This is a genomic window from Bacteroides sp. AM23-12 (genome assembly GCF_003434395.1).
GTDB lineage: Bacteria > Bacteroidota > Bacteroidia > Bacteroidales > Bacteroidaceae > Bacteroides > Bacteroides thetaiotaomicron.
Genome location: NZ_QTLF01000001.1, coordinates 254,907 through 268,688, shown reverse-complemented (window position 1 = coordinate 268,688; position 13,782 = coordinate 254,907). Strand labels below are relative to the sequence as shown.

General features: G+C 39.6%; 11 protein-coding genes and 1 pseudogene. 9 read left to right on the top strand and 3 right to left on the bottom strand.

Features of this window, described 5'->3' with window-relative positions:
* Positions 1–2: 2 nt before the first annotated feature.
* A complete protein-coding gene (locus tag DW640_RS00875; RefSeq protein WP_090613663.1) occupies positions 3–1,457 on the top strand; it encodes a DUF3868 domain-containing protein in 1,455 nt (484 codons plus the stop codon).
* Positions 1,458–1,530: 73 nt separating this feature from the next.
* On the opposite strand, the gene DW640_RS00870 is transcribed toward DW640_RS00875, so the two are convergent.
* The 3 genes and pseudogenes from DW640_RS00870 to DW640_RS00860 form a co-directional block, all read right to left on the bottom strand.
* The gene (locus tag DW640_RS00870) at positions 1,531–1,716 is read right to left on the bottom strand and encodes a helix-turn-helix domain-containing protein (protein WP_008764435.1); all 186 of its coding nucleotides are present in this window, start codon (positions 1,714–1,716) and stop codon (positions 1,531–1,533) included.
* Positions 1,700–1,882, bottom strand: a pseudogene (locus DW640_RS00865) (type II toxin-antitoxin system RelE/ParE family toxin); the annotation flags it as partial. The pseudogene DW640_RS00865 and the gene DW640_RS00870, both read right to left, overlap by 17 nt.
* Before the next feature lie 100 nt (positions 1,883–1,982).
* Positions 1,983–2,621: an HU family DNA-binding protein gene (locus tag DW640_RS00860; protein WP_008759907.1), complete on the bottom strand. Its 639-nt coding sequence runs from the start codon at positions 2,619–2,621 to the stop codon at positions 1,983–1,985.
* A gap of 329 nt (positions 2,622–2,950) precedes the next feature.
* Here DW640_RS00860 and DW640_RS00855 point away from each other — a divergent pair, with 329 nt between their 5' ends.
* The 8 genes from DW640_RS00855 (at position 2,951) to DW640_RS00825 (ending at position 13,529) form a co-directional block, all read left to right on the top strand.
* Positions 2,951–4,210: a DUF3874 domain-containing protein gene (locus tag DW640_RS00855; protein WP_011109169.1), complete on the top strand. Its 1,260-nt coding sequence runs from the start codon at positions 2,951–2,953 to the stop codon at positions 4,208–4,210.
* Between the two features lie 759 nt (positions 4,211–4,969).
* Entirely contained in the window at positions 4,970–6,244 is a 1,275-nt protein-coding gene (locus tag DW640_RS00850) for an Mfa1 family fimbria major subunit (RefSeq protein WP_117576877.1), read from the top strand.
* Between the two features lie 123 nt (positions 6,245–6,367).
* On the top strand, positions 6,368–7,456 hold the full coding sequence (locus DW640_RS00845) for a FimB/Mfa2 family fimbrial subunit (protein WP_016268494.1): 1,089 nt from the start codon (positions 6,368–6,370) through the stop codon (positions 7,454–7,456).
* 10 nt (positions 7,457–7,466) lie between these two features.
* Complete coding sequence (locus tag DW640_RS00840) at positions 7,467–8,510, top strand: FimB/Mfa2 family fimbrial subunit (protein ID WP_032813940.1); 1,044 nt, start codon at positions 7,467–7,469, stop codon at positions 8,508–8,510.
* Positions 8,511–8,531: 21 nt separating this feature from the next.
* A complete protein-coding gene (locus DW640_RS00835; protein WP_016268496.1) occupies positions 8,532–11,555 on the top strand; it encodes a fimbrial protein in 3,024 nt (1,007 codons plus the stop codon).
* A 33-nt stretch (positions 11,556–11,588) separates the two neighbouring features.
* Positions 11,589–11,849, top strand: coding sequence for a hypothetical protein (locus DW640_RS23630; protein ID WP_016268497.1), 261 nt, complete (start codon positions 11,589–11,591; stop codon positions 11,847–11,849).
* A gap of 145 nt (positions 11,850–11,994) precedes the next feature.
* Complete coding sequence (locus DW640_RS23625) at positions 11,995–12,156, top strand: hypothetical protein (protein ID WP_170848613.1); 162 nt, start codon at positions 11,995–11,997, stop codon at positions 12,154–12,156.
* Positions 12,157–12,455: 299 nt separating this feature from the next.
* On the top strand, positions 12,456–13,529 hold the full coding sequence (locus DW640_RS00825; protein WP_008759897.1) for a Fic family protein: 1,074 nt from the start codon (positions 12,456–12,458) through the stop codon (positions 13,527–13,529).
* Positions 13,530–13,782 lie beyond the last annotated feature (253 nt).

Sequence of the window (13,782 nt, the reverse complement as noted above, 5' to 3'; positions counted from 1 at the left end):
ATATGAAAAAGATATTATGCATACTCTTTTGCCTGCTGCCTGTATTGGGCGGGAAAGCGCAGACACTTTATAGAGATCAGGTGCGCATAGAGAAAGAATCTATCACACGCAATGAAGATAACAATGTGCTGAGCATCGATATGGATATCGTGATGCAGGAGAATCTGAAGCTCTCCTCCAATCATGTCGCCACCCTCACTCCGTTCCTCGAATCAAATGGCCGCACCAAGATACTACCTTCCATCGTAGTTTACGGTCGCAAACGTGAAGTAGTAAACCAACGCAATAACATCGCTCCTTCGGAAAATACTTACAGTGTTATCCGTCGCAAGCATAATAAAGAACAGATTATCAACTACCACCAGCAATTCCAGTTCGAAGCCTGGATGCGTGATGCGGAAATGAAACTAAATATTGATGTATGCGGCTGCTGCGACCTGAAAGAGGAGACCAGCGGTGAATTAATCACCCGATTGAACATTTTACCCGTGCAGCTACAGCCCGCTATATCCTATATCACTCCACAGGCAGAAGCCGTCAAGCACCGTGCCATAGAAGGAAGCGCTTTCCTCGACTTCCCGGTGAACCAAATTATCATCCGACCGGAGTATCGTCGCAACACAGTAGAGCTGGCCAAGATACGTGCTACCATTGACAGTGTACGTAATGATGACAAGACAACGCTCAGCAGTATAAAAATTCACGGTTACGCATCACCGGAAGGTGGATATGCCAACAATACCCGACTGGCAAAAGGTCGTACACAGGCATTGGTAGATTATGTGACCAGTTATTACAAGTTCGACAATAAACTGATCACTTCAGAGTATACTTCTGAAGATTGGGAAGGATTCCGCAAGTTTATCGCAGCTTCTTCATTGGAGAAGAAGGACGAGATACTGAAACTGATGGATGACTCGACACTGGACATAGACAAGAAAGAACGCCAGATCGCTCAATTGGCAGGTCCTCAAACTTATAAATATATATTGGAAGAATGTTATCCGGCTTTGCGTCATTCAGACTATACCGTCAACTATACCGTACGCGGGTTCAATCTGGAAGAAACCAAAGAGATTATCAAGACACGTCCGCAACTGTTGAGCCTACAAGAAATCTATCGGATTGCGAAAAGCTGTCAGCCGGGAAGCGAAGAGTTCAACCGTTCGTTCCAGGTAGCAGCCACCATGTTCCCGGATGACCCTATTGCCAATCTGAATGCAGGAGCCATGGAAATACAGAAAGGCGGAGACCTGACAACAGCGAAGAAGCATCTTGCCAAAGCTGATCAGAAAGCTCCCGAAACGCTGAATAACCTGGGAGTCATCGCACTGCTGGAAGGCGACTACGATGCGGCAGAGAAATATTTCAATGCAGCAAAAGCCGGTGGACTCACCACTCAGGCTGACACCAATATGAAACAACTAAAAAGCATAAGAAATTACCCCAAAGAATAACAACAAACAATTTTACCCCAAAACACAAACGCACCACCTGAGAAGGCAGTGCGTTTTTTTTATATCATAATCATCATATCATCGGCTTAACAATCTCCACTTTTAAGCCCAATGCATCAATGATACGAAAGAAAAGTCCGACTCCCGGCTCAAGCGCTCCTTTCTCAATTCTAGATATATAGGACTTGTTGGTACCTACCTTGCCGTACAATTTGTCTAATACAGCATCCATACTTCCAACGTCAGGGTTTACTTGCATAATATTCATTTTTAAGTTTTACTGCCTTTTCAATCTCACTTTCGGGCGTTTTTTGTGTCTTTTTCTGAAAGCCATTAAACAACATCACGATATTGCCTTCATCAAAAATAAAAAAAGCCCCATAAATATTCATGGAATGTTTTTTTATTTTCAAGCGTTTCAGCCCTTTCAGCCATCCGCCACAACCGCCTGCCAGCAGGCGAAAGCGGCTGAAAGCCGCCCCCGAAAAAGCACCCTTTCAGCCTTCAGTCCTTTCAGCCGGGAATTTACCGGAGCGTCGGCTGATCTCTGGATGTCCCGTAGAATCCGGGAACAGGAACATAGATCGGCTGATTACGCAATCCGAGATTCTGCAACTTTCCTTCCTGGCAAATTCTCCGGATATGAATCATAGCCGTAGAACGTACCATGCCACACAAAGATTGGAAATCTCTGCGCTGCATCATCTGATGCGTACTGAAATACTCCTTCAGCAACATATCAATCTCTACTTCCGAAAGTTTGGACGAATGAAAATTCTTCTTCAGTTGCTTTACCTTAATTAATCCGATAGAGTTTTTCAATTTCTGATCCGAACGAAAGCGGATAGCCTTCAGTTTGATTTTCATATTCCGTCGTGGAGTGTCGGCGGCTATCTCTTCCGTAGCAGTCAGCGTGGGGTAAAAATAGCCGATGCCGTCCAAATGCACCTGCCGTCCTTCTCCCAACTCCTCTCCCATCACCTGCGAAAGAGCATCCAGTACAGCAGTCACATCGACTTCATTCAGCGTACAACGGGATTGAATCTTACTCCTCATTTCGTCCGTATCTACCTGACCATTGTAAGCAATGCGGGGATGGAATCTTTTTTTCTTCGGTTGATCCGGTGATACCGGGTTCTCATACCAGTCAAATAATATAGCCATAGCTTCCTCTTTTATTAAATAAGTACTTCTAATCTGTTATTCCTACGGAAACTTCCGATGAAAGAAGCTTCATTTTCATCGGCTAATGTGCTATGGCTGCCCGGCTAATGGAGATTAGCCGATTGACTAATGAAGGATAGCTGATCAGCTAATCTGCATTAGCCTCTGATGTTTGCGCCTTCAAAGATACAACAGAAAGGCAGGAAAACCTAATGATTCCTACGTTATTTCATAAACGGAAGTATTTAAAGGAATCTATCGAAAACACTTGCAAATCGCTATCCCGGCATTGTAACTTTGATGCACGAAACTTAAAAAAAAGAACAAATATGATGGAAAAAGTAACCCAAATGATCGCCATGCTGATAAAGGCATGGAAAAAAGAGAGCGTATCACAGATTGACACACCTCCCGTTCCCGCAACGCCCGAACCGAAGCAGCAGTCCCCCAACAACTCCGCCTGCCTGACGGAACGGGTCAACACCTTTCTGCAAACTCACTATGACTTCCGCTACAACCGCCTGACGGAAGAAACAGAATTTCGCCCATTAAGCGGAGCAAAGACCGAATTTCGTCCCATCGGAAAACGTGAACTGAACACCCTCTGCATGGAGGCTCATGCAGAGGGCATTTCCTGCTGGGATAAAGATGTGAGCCGATATATTTATTCCACACAAATCGGAGAGTATCATCCTTTCCGGCTTTATATGGACGAACTTCCTCCCTGGGACGGCATCGACCGGTTGACTCCGCTTGCCCGACGTGTATCTGCACTACCTCTATGGGTAAAAGGATTCCACACATGGATGCTGGGACTGGCTGCCCAATGGGAAGGAAAGACGGGTGTCCATGCCAACAGCCTGGCTCCCATCCTGATCAGTGCCGAACAGGGACGGATGAAATCGACTTTCTGCAAATCGCTGATGCCCAAAGTACTGCAACGTTACTATATGGATAATCTCAAACTGACATCAGAAGGACAGGCAGAACGTCTTCTGTCAGAAATGGGGCTGATCAATCTGGATGAATTCGACAAATATGCAGAGAGTAAAATGCCGCTTCTGAAGAATTTAATGCAAATGTCGAGTCTCCACGTCTGCAAAGCGTATCAGCGTAACTTCCGGGACTTGCCGCGCATCGCTTCTTTCATCGGAACTTCCAACCGCTCCGATCTGATGAGTGACCCGACAGGCAGCCGCCGTTTCTTCTGTGTAGAAGTAGAAAAGCCGATAAATTGTGAGGGAATCGAGCATGAACAGATCTTCGCCCAACTGAAAGCGGAGCTTGCCGACGGGTGTCCGTATTGGTTCGACAAAGAAACGGAACGTGAAATACAACAGAATAATGCACCCTTTTACCGTACTTGCCCTGCCGAAGAGGTATTTCTCAGTTGTTTCCGCACCTCAGCCTCAGCGGAAGAGAAATATCTGCGACTTTCTGCCGCCGATATTTATAAAGAACTGAAGAAACGGAATGCTGCTGCTCTACGAGGTTTCAATCCGAACCATTTTGCGCAAGTATTGATAAAAATGGGGGTAGAACGGAAGCATACGGAATATGGGAATGTATATTTGGTGGTAAGACGATGATTGAATTTGGTAACACGGCTGAAAGCACTGAAAGCGATATTTCCAGTTTTTAGGATAGTACTTTCAGCCGGAATATCGATGAACAAGGAGGTTCATGATAAAGCTGAACAATCTGAACCCTAATCGGTACTGTAATTCTCAATGTGATGCAAAGCAGTAGTAAATCATTCAAAACGGAATGAACGAAACACAATTTCACTAACTCCCCATACATTAGCTGCAAATTCTATTCGCTATATCTAAAATAGTTGAAGAAAATAATAAAACAACAACAGCGGTAAATAGAAAACATAGGCGGCAAAACATTCATTTAACCAAAAAATCATTCAAAAAACGATCAATTCACCCATTTCAAAAGACCATTTAAAAGATTGAAAAATTCACCTTCAAAATTGAAAAAAACACCAATTAACGATTTCGCATTTCTCCCATACCTTTGCAATGTCGATAAGGAACAAAAGTTTCTTGCGAAACAAACAAAAGAACAAAACAATAAAATCAGTATATAAACAATTAAAGAAACATTGCCTATTAGAAACAAACAAAATCATTCCTCTCGGAAGTTACTTCTTTTTCCTTATATAATATAAGGGCTTCCTATTAAAAAGAAAATGATGTTTTAACAAAACAAACGACCCTCATCCTTTAGATGACTCTCCTCAAAAGAAGAAAAAAAAACAATTAGCACAGTATACATTATATATAGTGTGCAACCCCAAAAAAAGAATTATAGCATCACACATTAAAATCAAAACAAAAATGAAAGTAAAGAATTTATTATTAGCAGGTTTGGCAGTAGCAGCCATGACAGCTTGTAGCAACAATGACGAGATCGTTGAAAACGGCATTCAAACAACAGGTGAAGAAGCAAGTATGCAAATTAACCTCAAATTCGCTGATCAAGGAACTAGAGCTGTATCTGGTGAGCCAGATGAAGGAGCAGATTTCGAAAGGGAATCTTCTACAGTTACAGCAATTATTGTGTACCCGAACAGCACCAAAAACAAAGTCTATAAAAACTTAACATTGGTAGAAGGTAGTAACAAAACATATAAGACTGAAGCTTTCAGTGTGGAAGCTGCTAATGGTGTAAATGTTTACGCAATTATCAATTATGACGCAGACAAGGCTAATGCTCTTGCAGCGACAGCCGATCTTACAGAATTAACCGTAGGAGCACAATCACTACCTGATAAAGGTTTAGCATACATCGCAGAAACTGTAGCTAAAGAGAACGCATTTTTAATGAGTGGTTCTACAGCAGAGCCTATAGATATCGAAGCCGGTAGTACAACCAACGTAGCTCCCATTACCGTAGACCGTGTAGCAGCCAAATTGGATGAATTGACAAATTTATCAGAAGCATTTACCATTGAAAACGGAGATAAAATTTATAATACAACCGGCAAGGCAGTATCTGTTAAGCTTGAGGGATTCTCTTTCTCTAACTTATCAAGCGATTCTTATATATTCGGTGGTAAAACAAGTGCATCAAGTTGGTTACAACAATATATACCTGCAACAGGAACAGCTACTGATGCTACTTATAGATGGATTACTGAAGGAGTCACTTACTGTTTAGAAAATAATACTATCGCCAACCCAACTAGAGTTCACTATAAAGGTCAAGTTTGTTTAGATGAAACACCTATAAACGAGGACTTCTTCATCAGAGCTATTACATTTGATGGTGTAACAACATATCGTCTCTTCACTACATGGGATGCGTTGACTACATATTACGATAATGCAGCTATTACAGCACTTGATTCATCTAACCCTGCAGACCTTGCTAAATATGGTATTATGAAGTATCTAGGCGGTATTTGCTACTACGAAGCTGATATTAAGACTTACGCACCTACAGAATCTACTTCTGTTTTACGTAATAACTGGTATCAACTGACAGTTAACAAGATTACTAAGATTGGTCTGCCGACTCCGGCACCAGAACCAACTCCAGACGCAACAATGTTGACTATTGAAACTACAGTTAAACCTTGGACTATCCAAGTTAACGGTTACGACCTCTAATCTCTAAATTATATATCGGGAGAGGTTTTCTCCTCTCCCGATACTTTTCACACTCGATTTTATATACAGAGCATCGCATTCAAACAAAACATACGCTTCTCGAAAAGCATAAAAAAAAAGACAATGAAACGAATACTAACCACCATACAAAAAAGAGCAAACAAGATATTGTCAATTGCAATATTGGCTGGTGCAATCACATCATGTGATTCTATCTTGAATTACAACGAAGATTGCGACATCGAATATTGTGTTAAGTTCAAGTATGACTACAATATGGAAGAAAAGGATGTATTCGCAGAACAAGTAAGGAGTGTCACCCTTTATGCTTTTGATGAAAACAATAATCTCGTCTATCAGAACACGGATCAAGGTGAACAATTGGGAGATATAGACTACGCTATGAATATAGCAGGTATAGACCCATCTCAATGTCGGCTGATCGTTTGGGCTGGATTGAATGACGAATCATTCGCAGTACCCTTACTATATCCAGATCAATCAAAAATTGAAGAATTAAACGTAAAGACACTGCGCAAACAAGCTACAAGAAGCACCTCTGAAGAAGAAAAAGGAAAATATATAGTAGATAGTAGTCTGTATTCACTTTGGCACGGTGAAGTAAAAAAAGGAACTACTACTCGTAGTGGAAGAATACAAACCACTGAAGTGTCCTTAGTGAAGAATACCAACACCATACACGTTATTGTAGCACAGGTTAATCAGTCAAACGGACCGATAACAAAAGTACTTACCGAAAACACATTTGAATGTGCAATCTATGACGATAATGGTTACATGAACTATGACAACTCATTGCTTGAAGACAATTTATTGACTTACAAGCCCTATAATACCAAAGCTGAAGTTGTAACAACAAGAGCTTTTAGTGCAGAAAACGAACCTGCCAAAGAATATAACGGCATCACCAGTGATGTAAGTGTAGCAAGACTTGTGAAGGGACAAACTCCTGAATTAACGATCAAGAACTCTCAAACACAAGAAGTATTATTCCACAGTGATGACCTGATAAAATACTTCGAAGAAGTAGATGCGGAAAAATATAAAGATCGAAACTATTCTCTCCAAGAATACTTGGACCGTGAAGACGAATATACCATAAAGATTTTTGTAGACGAAAAACTTGCACTCATCAAAACAGTAATTGATGTAAATGACTGGATCATCCAAATTAATGATATTGAACTTTAATACAAAAAAAATGAAATACTCTAAATTGACATATTATTTGCTGGCTATCCTCTGCATAATGGCAACGTCTTGTGTCTCAGACGGAGTTATGGATGAATGTCCGGATAGCAGCAAGAGCAAACAGACTGTAAAAGATGCTCGTGTAAGTCTCGTTCTAAACTTTGCGTTCAACAGTTCTGTAACAAGAGCAGGAGAAAGCGATGGAGACACAACAGAAGGAGAAGAAAGCGAACGCAAAATCAAGGATGTACATATATATGCGTTTCAAAATAACCAGTTCAAGGAAGAAGTAAAGTACGTATCAATATTTGGAACTGATGGAGAGAATACACGGATGATACAAGGTACATTAACTGAAACTTACGATTCAAATAATGCAGTGAAATTTGTAGTAATAGTAAATGGTGAAAACAAAAAGGTTATCACAGCAAATAAGCCCAGTAATTATACAACTCCCGAAGCACTATATAATCAATTAGTTTTCGAATTTAATAGCAACGATGACTGGAGTACAAATATCCCTATGGCAGGAATGTGCGAAATAAGACCACTTGCAGAAGGAGAAAATGTAGCAAAACTAGCGTTAACGCGTGCAGTTGCAAAAGTTAACGTAACAGTAAATGAAGGCAAAGGTTTAGATAATTTCAGAATTACTGAAATCAGATTATGCAACTATAATACATCAGGCTATTGTGCCTCTAATGATCTGAGTGAACCATATATTCCGACTGATGTTCAGCAATCCACAACACCTATATCTTCCGGTACCATTACAGATGCAGAAATGAATGCTTATGAGAACCATTTATATCTTCCGGAACATAAAAATATAGGTGTAACAGATAAAAAAGCTTATTTAGAAATTGATGCAATGGTTAAAGGAGAAAGCAAAACTTATACATTAGCATTTGCTCAAAATGGAAATCCTCATGATGTCTTACGTAACTATATGTACGTTTTCAATATCAGAAGTGTGAAAATGGATATTGATGTAGGTATAGACTATGAAGTGGCTATATGGGATGAAAAAGAGATTGAAGTAGCACCTTTTTAATAATATCAAGGAGATATTCTGATGAAAAAGCAAAACAACATATTAAGAGTTATCAATAAATTACTGTGTATTACACTGGCTTGTATTATTTTTAATGCCTGTACAGATGAAGAAATTATATCTTCTACAAAAGTAGAAGTCGGTATTCCAGTAGAAGTTCAACTGGGAATGTCAATCTCTGGAATGAGCGAAGTTTCAACTCGATCACTCGACGAGGATGCAGAAAGTCAAGTAAATGACCTTTATGTATTAGTATTTGATGCAAACAGCCAACAAAAAAAGACAGGCAAGTTTTTCTCTACAGACGAAATTGTCAGTACAACAACTAATAAGAATAAAGGAAGTATCGTTTTGAAAACTACCAGTGGTGAATGTCGTATCTATGCAGTAGCAAATGTCACTACAACAGAGTTGACTGGTACAAACCTAAAATCACAGTTGGACAATGTTGACAAAATATCCGACTTAAACAATATTACTGCAGCTTTAACAGAAGTCAATATCCAAAGAGTACAGGCAGCTCTAAGCATGAGTGGAGCATACAAAACTACCAATCAACCAAACAAAGCGGAAGGATATTGCGTCATAAATGAAGAAGGAAACGTTTCTGCAGGAAAAATAGAACTTAATCGTTTAGATTCTCATATCACATTCAAGATAGCAGTAGGTTCAGAGGTTAAAACCTTTACTCCTATTAGCTGGCAAGTAAAGAACGTGCCATTGAAATCAACCGTATTTCCCCAAGACAAAAGTGTATTTACCAACTCAGGTGATTTTGCAGAAGAAAGTTCTATTTCCAAAGCATTCGGAACAGTAACTAGCGACAAAGTTTATCGTACTTTTGACTTCTATATGTTGGAAAACGTCAAATCTGCTAAAGAGTACAACGGAGAAAAGATTGCCGCAGATGTTAGTAATATGAATATTCAAGAAAGACAAGCGGAGTACGCAAAACGAGAGGCTGAAGAAAAGATAAAAGACCCGGATAACAAAGATAAGGTTATCAATACCGGTACATATAAGTTCTCTGAGCCGTTCGCCACCTACGTAGAAATTAAGGCTAGTATGGAAATAGCCCATAAGGAAGATGGAAAAGATGTAACCCGCGTAGCAAATGTGACATACATAATTCACTTAGGAGGTGGCACCGATGACCCTGCCAACTTTACCAGTAATCGCAATACGAAGTATACCTATAAGATCCAAATTAATAACGTGGATAACATCGTTGTAGAAGTTGAAGAAGACAAAGAGAACCGTCCTGGTGAAGAGGGCGATGTAGTCGATGCGGAAGTAGAAGCCCGTACTTTGGACGCTCACTACAATAGCTTTGTTATGGGATTCAGCTACAATGACGTAGCGGACGAAAATGGAAAAAATGCTTTGCAATTTGTTGTTAAAACCCCATTTGGTACTGTGACAAACAAAGATCAAGCCGATGCAGCTAGCAATATCAGCAATCCACAAGACTATCATTGGATTCATTTCAAGCAAAATACAGGTAAGGATCCAGATAAAAAATTAGCATTACATAAAGGTACTATTATTGATATCTTTAATTTAGGAGATGATATAATAAAGCGATATAATAATGATACAGCAAAAGACAAGAGCAAAACTAAGCAATATTTTTATACAGTTTTTGTAGACGAGTATTATTATAGTAAGCCCCCTAAAGGAGAAAATTGGGGAAATGATGCTACCACCTATTGGCGTCACTTTGCTAATGCTGCAGATCGTTACATCATGTTGGTGTACGCACCTAAGTATAGCACTGATAATGAAAGTAGCTACGCAAAAGCACGTTATATGCTTACACAGCGTTCCATCCAAACTTATTATAGCACAGAATCAGGAACTGCGCTGGGCATGGAGCATATTAACGAAACTGGAGCAGCAACAATATGGGGAAACATTACAGATGCTGTGTCTTACAATGGTTTATGGAACACTTGGCAGTATTTAAAAAATAATAACTCTTGGGATAGTCATGTCACTCGTACCAGTTGGGATCAAAATATGAATACATTCACAACCCAAAACGAAGCAGTTGTAGTAGCACGCTGCCTGTCTCGCAACCGTGATGAAAATGGGGATGGTATAATTACTGCTAATGAAGTGAAATGGTATGTACCTACCAGCGAACAGTTAATGGGTATGTATTTGGGAGCAAAAAGTTTGCCATCACCACTACTTGATTCTGAGAATATAAACTTTGTATATAGCGAACGAGGAAAGTATCATTATTCAACAAGTGATGAAAAACGTATTTGGTCAGAAGAAGGAGCCTCCGTAAGTCCTTGGAAAAGCGGTTGGGGAGCAGGAAGTGCACAGAATTTCCGGTGTGTACGTAATTTGGGTATTGATGTGACACAGGAAAGTGATATCAAAAAGACGAATTATCCCAATCAAGCTTTTGAATACAAAGATGAGGCTAGAGTAAAAGTCTACAATAAATATTCAACTAATGACGAAATAGCTACTAAAAAACGAATTTTCGTAATGTCAAGACTGACAGACCAAAATATCCGTTCACGCGTTAAAACAGGTGAACTTGCCATTCATAACAACTTCGAAGATGGCAACAAACCAGCTTATGCATTCCAGATGGCTAAAAATAAAACAGAAAGCGGTAGCGGAAACCAAGGAAGTCCCTTTACGATAACTACTTGGGAAAAAGTAATACGCTCTTATTGGTATGAGAGAGACTCCAGGTATTCTCCTTGGTATCGAACTTATGATGGTGACCGTAGCTGGTGTAAAAACTATACCGAGGAGGACAACGAAAGAGATAAAGGGCTTTGGAGAGCACCTAATCAGAGAGAAATGATGCTAATGTATATCTATAACTCTAAAGGCGTAGACAACACGCTATCCCGTACTTTATGGAAATACAAAACAGGAGCGGAAAAAGATAATTATACACGCTTCTTCTGTACATCAGGTAATCTAATGTTATCCAATGATGGCGTTAACGGAGGCTCCAATGAAAGAATGGCAAATCTTTCTATCCGCTGTGTACGAGATGTGGAAATAGTAAAATAATACAGTAAATAAAACTTAAAATTCTTAGATATTATGACACAAAAAGACATCCTGCAACTAGAATCATCAGATATGAGACAAGCCTATCTGTTTGAAGAGAACGGACGCTGGTATGCTTACGAGCATTCAGCCAACCGAATCGAGAAATTTGTGAAGGGCTTTGTAGACTTCAAACACAAAGTGCAAGATGTCTGCGGTCGGATAAAAGTTGAAATCGACCTCAGTATATTGGAAAAGTGTTCCATTACACTGTGCGAAGATTCACTGCTTGTACTTGATTGCCCTGCAGCATAGAAAACTGCAGAAGAGTATAAGCTTCATAACTCGTAGTAAGAAATTACACAATATATTGTTTGTTTTGTTTGTGTTCCTCAATCCACTCAGAGGCAGCTTGTGAAAGTAGCGCTGAGTGGGTGGGGATTTTTTGTGCAAAAAGAAAATGAAAGGAGAACAAATGATGATGACAAATGAAAAAATGAAGATTAATGGGTGTACTCCTATAGAAGATTTGATCACCGAAGATTTTGGTGCTATAGGCCCCCCCGAAAGAGATGAATTCGAGCGAGGATGCGAAGCCTTTATCATATGGGACGAAAAATAAGTTTCACGATTTGGTGATTTTGACAGGAAAACATGGAAACATAAGTTATAATTCGCGAAATGTCTTCAGATTGCATTGCCCATAAGAAAGGCTTCCAACCCGTAGAAGCCTTTTTAACTTGTCAAAGTGATAGCTTCATGTCAATGAAGCAAAAATGATAGCTATATTTACAAAGCTTGTTTTGTTTGTGAACAACAATTCACCGGAAGCATAAGTTATGATTCGCAGGAGTTCACATGATTTGCATATCTGATTATTTATTGCGTTCTTTGTATTACATAAAATGTATAACGTAAAAGATGAACGACTTCGAGGAATACATAAGACAGAGCGAACCGCATAAGCGGGAGAAAGGATACGCTTGGCAAACAGCCATTGGCCTGCAAGCTGTTGATGGTCTTAAACCTTCGGAATATTTGAAGGAAAAAGCCCGCCAACACATTGAAGGGGATATCACTATTGACGAGGTCAAACAATTAGTTGATAGTTATTACAAATCAAAGGTTGCCCGTTCATCTAGCGAAGATCGTACGGAAGAAGCCGATAAGGTCTCAGCCAGAATAACAGAGATCCTTTCGGAGAATACATTCACATTCTCACCTATCGAATACTTGGCTATTCATCGGCATTTATTTGAAGGCATATTCAGCCATGCCGGACAAATACGGGATTACAATATTACAAAGAATGAATGGGTACTGAAAGGAGCAACAGTACTTTATGCCAGTGCAGGAAGTATCCGCGAAACCTTGGAATATGATTTCTCTCAAGAAAAGATTTTTGATTATAAAAATCTGAATATAGATGAGGCCATCAGACATATTGCCCGATTCGTTTCTGGAATATGGCAAATACACGCCTTTGGTGAAGGAAATACACGCACAACAGCCGTATTCACGATCAAATATCTGCATACTTTTGGATTCAATTTCAGTAACGAGACCTTCGCCAACCATTCTTGGTACTTCCGCAATGCTCTCGTCAGAGCTAACTATAATGACCTAACCAAAGGTGTGTATGCCACGACCGAATTTTTAGAAAAATTCTTCAGAAACCTGATTCTCAACGAACAAAATGAACTTAAAAATCGAAATCTACAGATCGACGAAATCGAAAAGGAAGCCATTCAAAGTGCAAAACAGACTGATATGGATATCCCAAAGTGCAAAAATTGCACTTTAGACTGCACTTTGGAAGAGATAGCCGTACTTAACTACCTCAAAGAAAAACCAAATGCAACACAAAAAGAAATAGCACAGCACATAGGAAAATCTGAGAGAACCGTCAAATCCATGACCGTAAACTTAAGTGAAAGAGGTATTATAGAACGCAAAAACGGACGTCGTAATGGCTTTTGGGAGATCAAGAAATGAATATCTTATGTGAGTGATTCTTTGCATATCTGATTATTTATTGTGTTCTTTGTATTACATAAAATGTATAACGTAAAACATGTAATAGCCATGAAGCCTAATAATCCTTTCCTCGTATACGGTTACAATAGTCCGGATTGGTCCCAAAATTATACAAGAGTAATTGTATATTGATAACACAGGTAATTGAACAGAGGCAATCTGAAAATGAAAACTTTTCGAAACATATCTACTTTTTATCACATTATCTTTG

What these genes read in the sequence shown, in the direction of transcription:
- DW640_RS00850 (WP_117576877.1), top strand. Translation starts at nt 4,970, where the DNA reads ATGAAAGTAAAGAATTTATTATTAGCAGGTTTGGCAGTAGCAGCCATG.
- DW640_RS00870 (WP_008764435.1), bottom strand. Translation starts at nt 1,716, where the DNA reads ATGCAAGTAAACCCTGACGTTGGAAGTATGGATGCTGTATTAGACAAA.
- DW640_RS23630 (WP_016268497.1), top strand. Translation starts at nt 11,589, where the DNA reads ATGACACAAAAAGACATCCTGCAACTAGAATCATCAGATATGAGACAA.
- DW640_RS00825 (WP_008759897.1), top strand. Translation starts at nt 12,456, where the DNA reads ATGAACGACTTCGAGGAATACATAAGACAGAGCGAACCGCATAAGCGG.
- DW640_RS00875 (WP_090613663.1), top strand. Translation starts at nt 3, where the DNA reads ATGAAAAAGATATTATGCATACTCTTTTGCCTGCTGCCTGTATTGGGC.
- DW640_RS00840 (WP_032813940.1), top strand. Translation starts at nt 7,467, where the DNA reads ATGAAATACTCTAAATTGACATATTATTTGCTGGCTATCCTCTGCATA.
- DW640_RS00845 (WP_016268494.1), top strand. Translation starts at nt 6,368, where the DNA reads ATGAAACGAATACTAACCACCATACAAAAAAGAGCAAACAAGATATTG.
- DW640_RS00855 (WP_011109169.1), top strand. Translation starts at nt 2,951, where the DNA reads ATGATGGAAAAAGTAACCCAAATGATCGCCATGCTGATAAAGGCATGG.
- DW640_RS00860 (WP_008759907.1), bottom strand. Translation starts at nt 2,621, where the DNA reads ATGGCTATATTATTTGACTGGTATGAGAACCCGGTATCACCGGATCAA.
- DW640_RS23625 (WP_170848613.1), top strand. Translation starts at nt 11,995, where the DNA reads ATGAAAGGAGAACAAATGATGATGACAAATGAAAAAATGAAGATTAAT.
- DW640_RS00835 (WP_016268496.1), top strand. Translation starts at nt 8,532, where the DNA reads ATGAAAAAGCAAAACAACATATTAAGAGTTATCAATAAATTACTGTGT.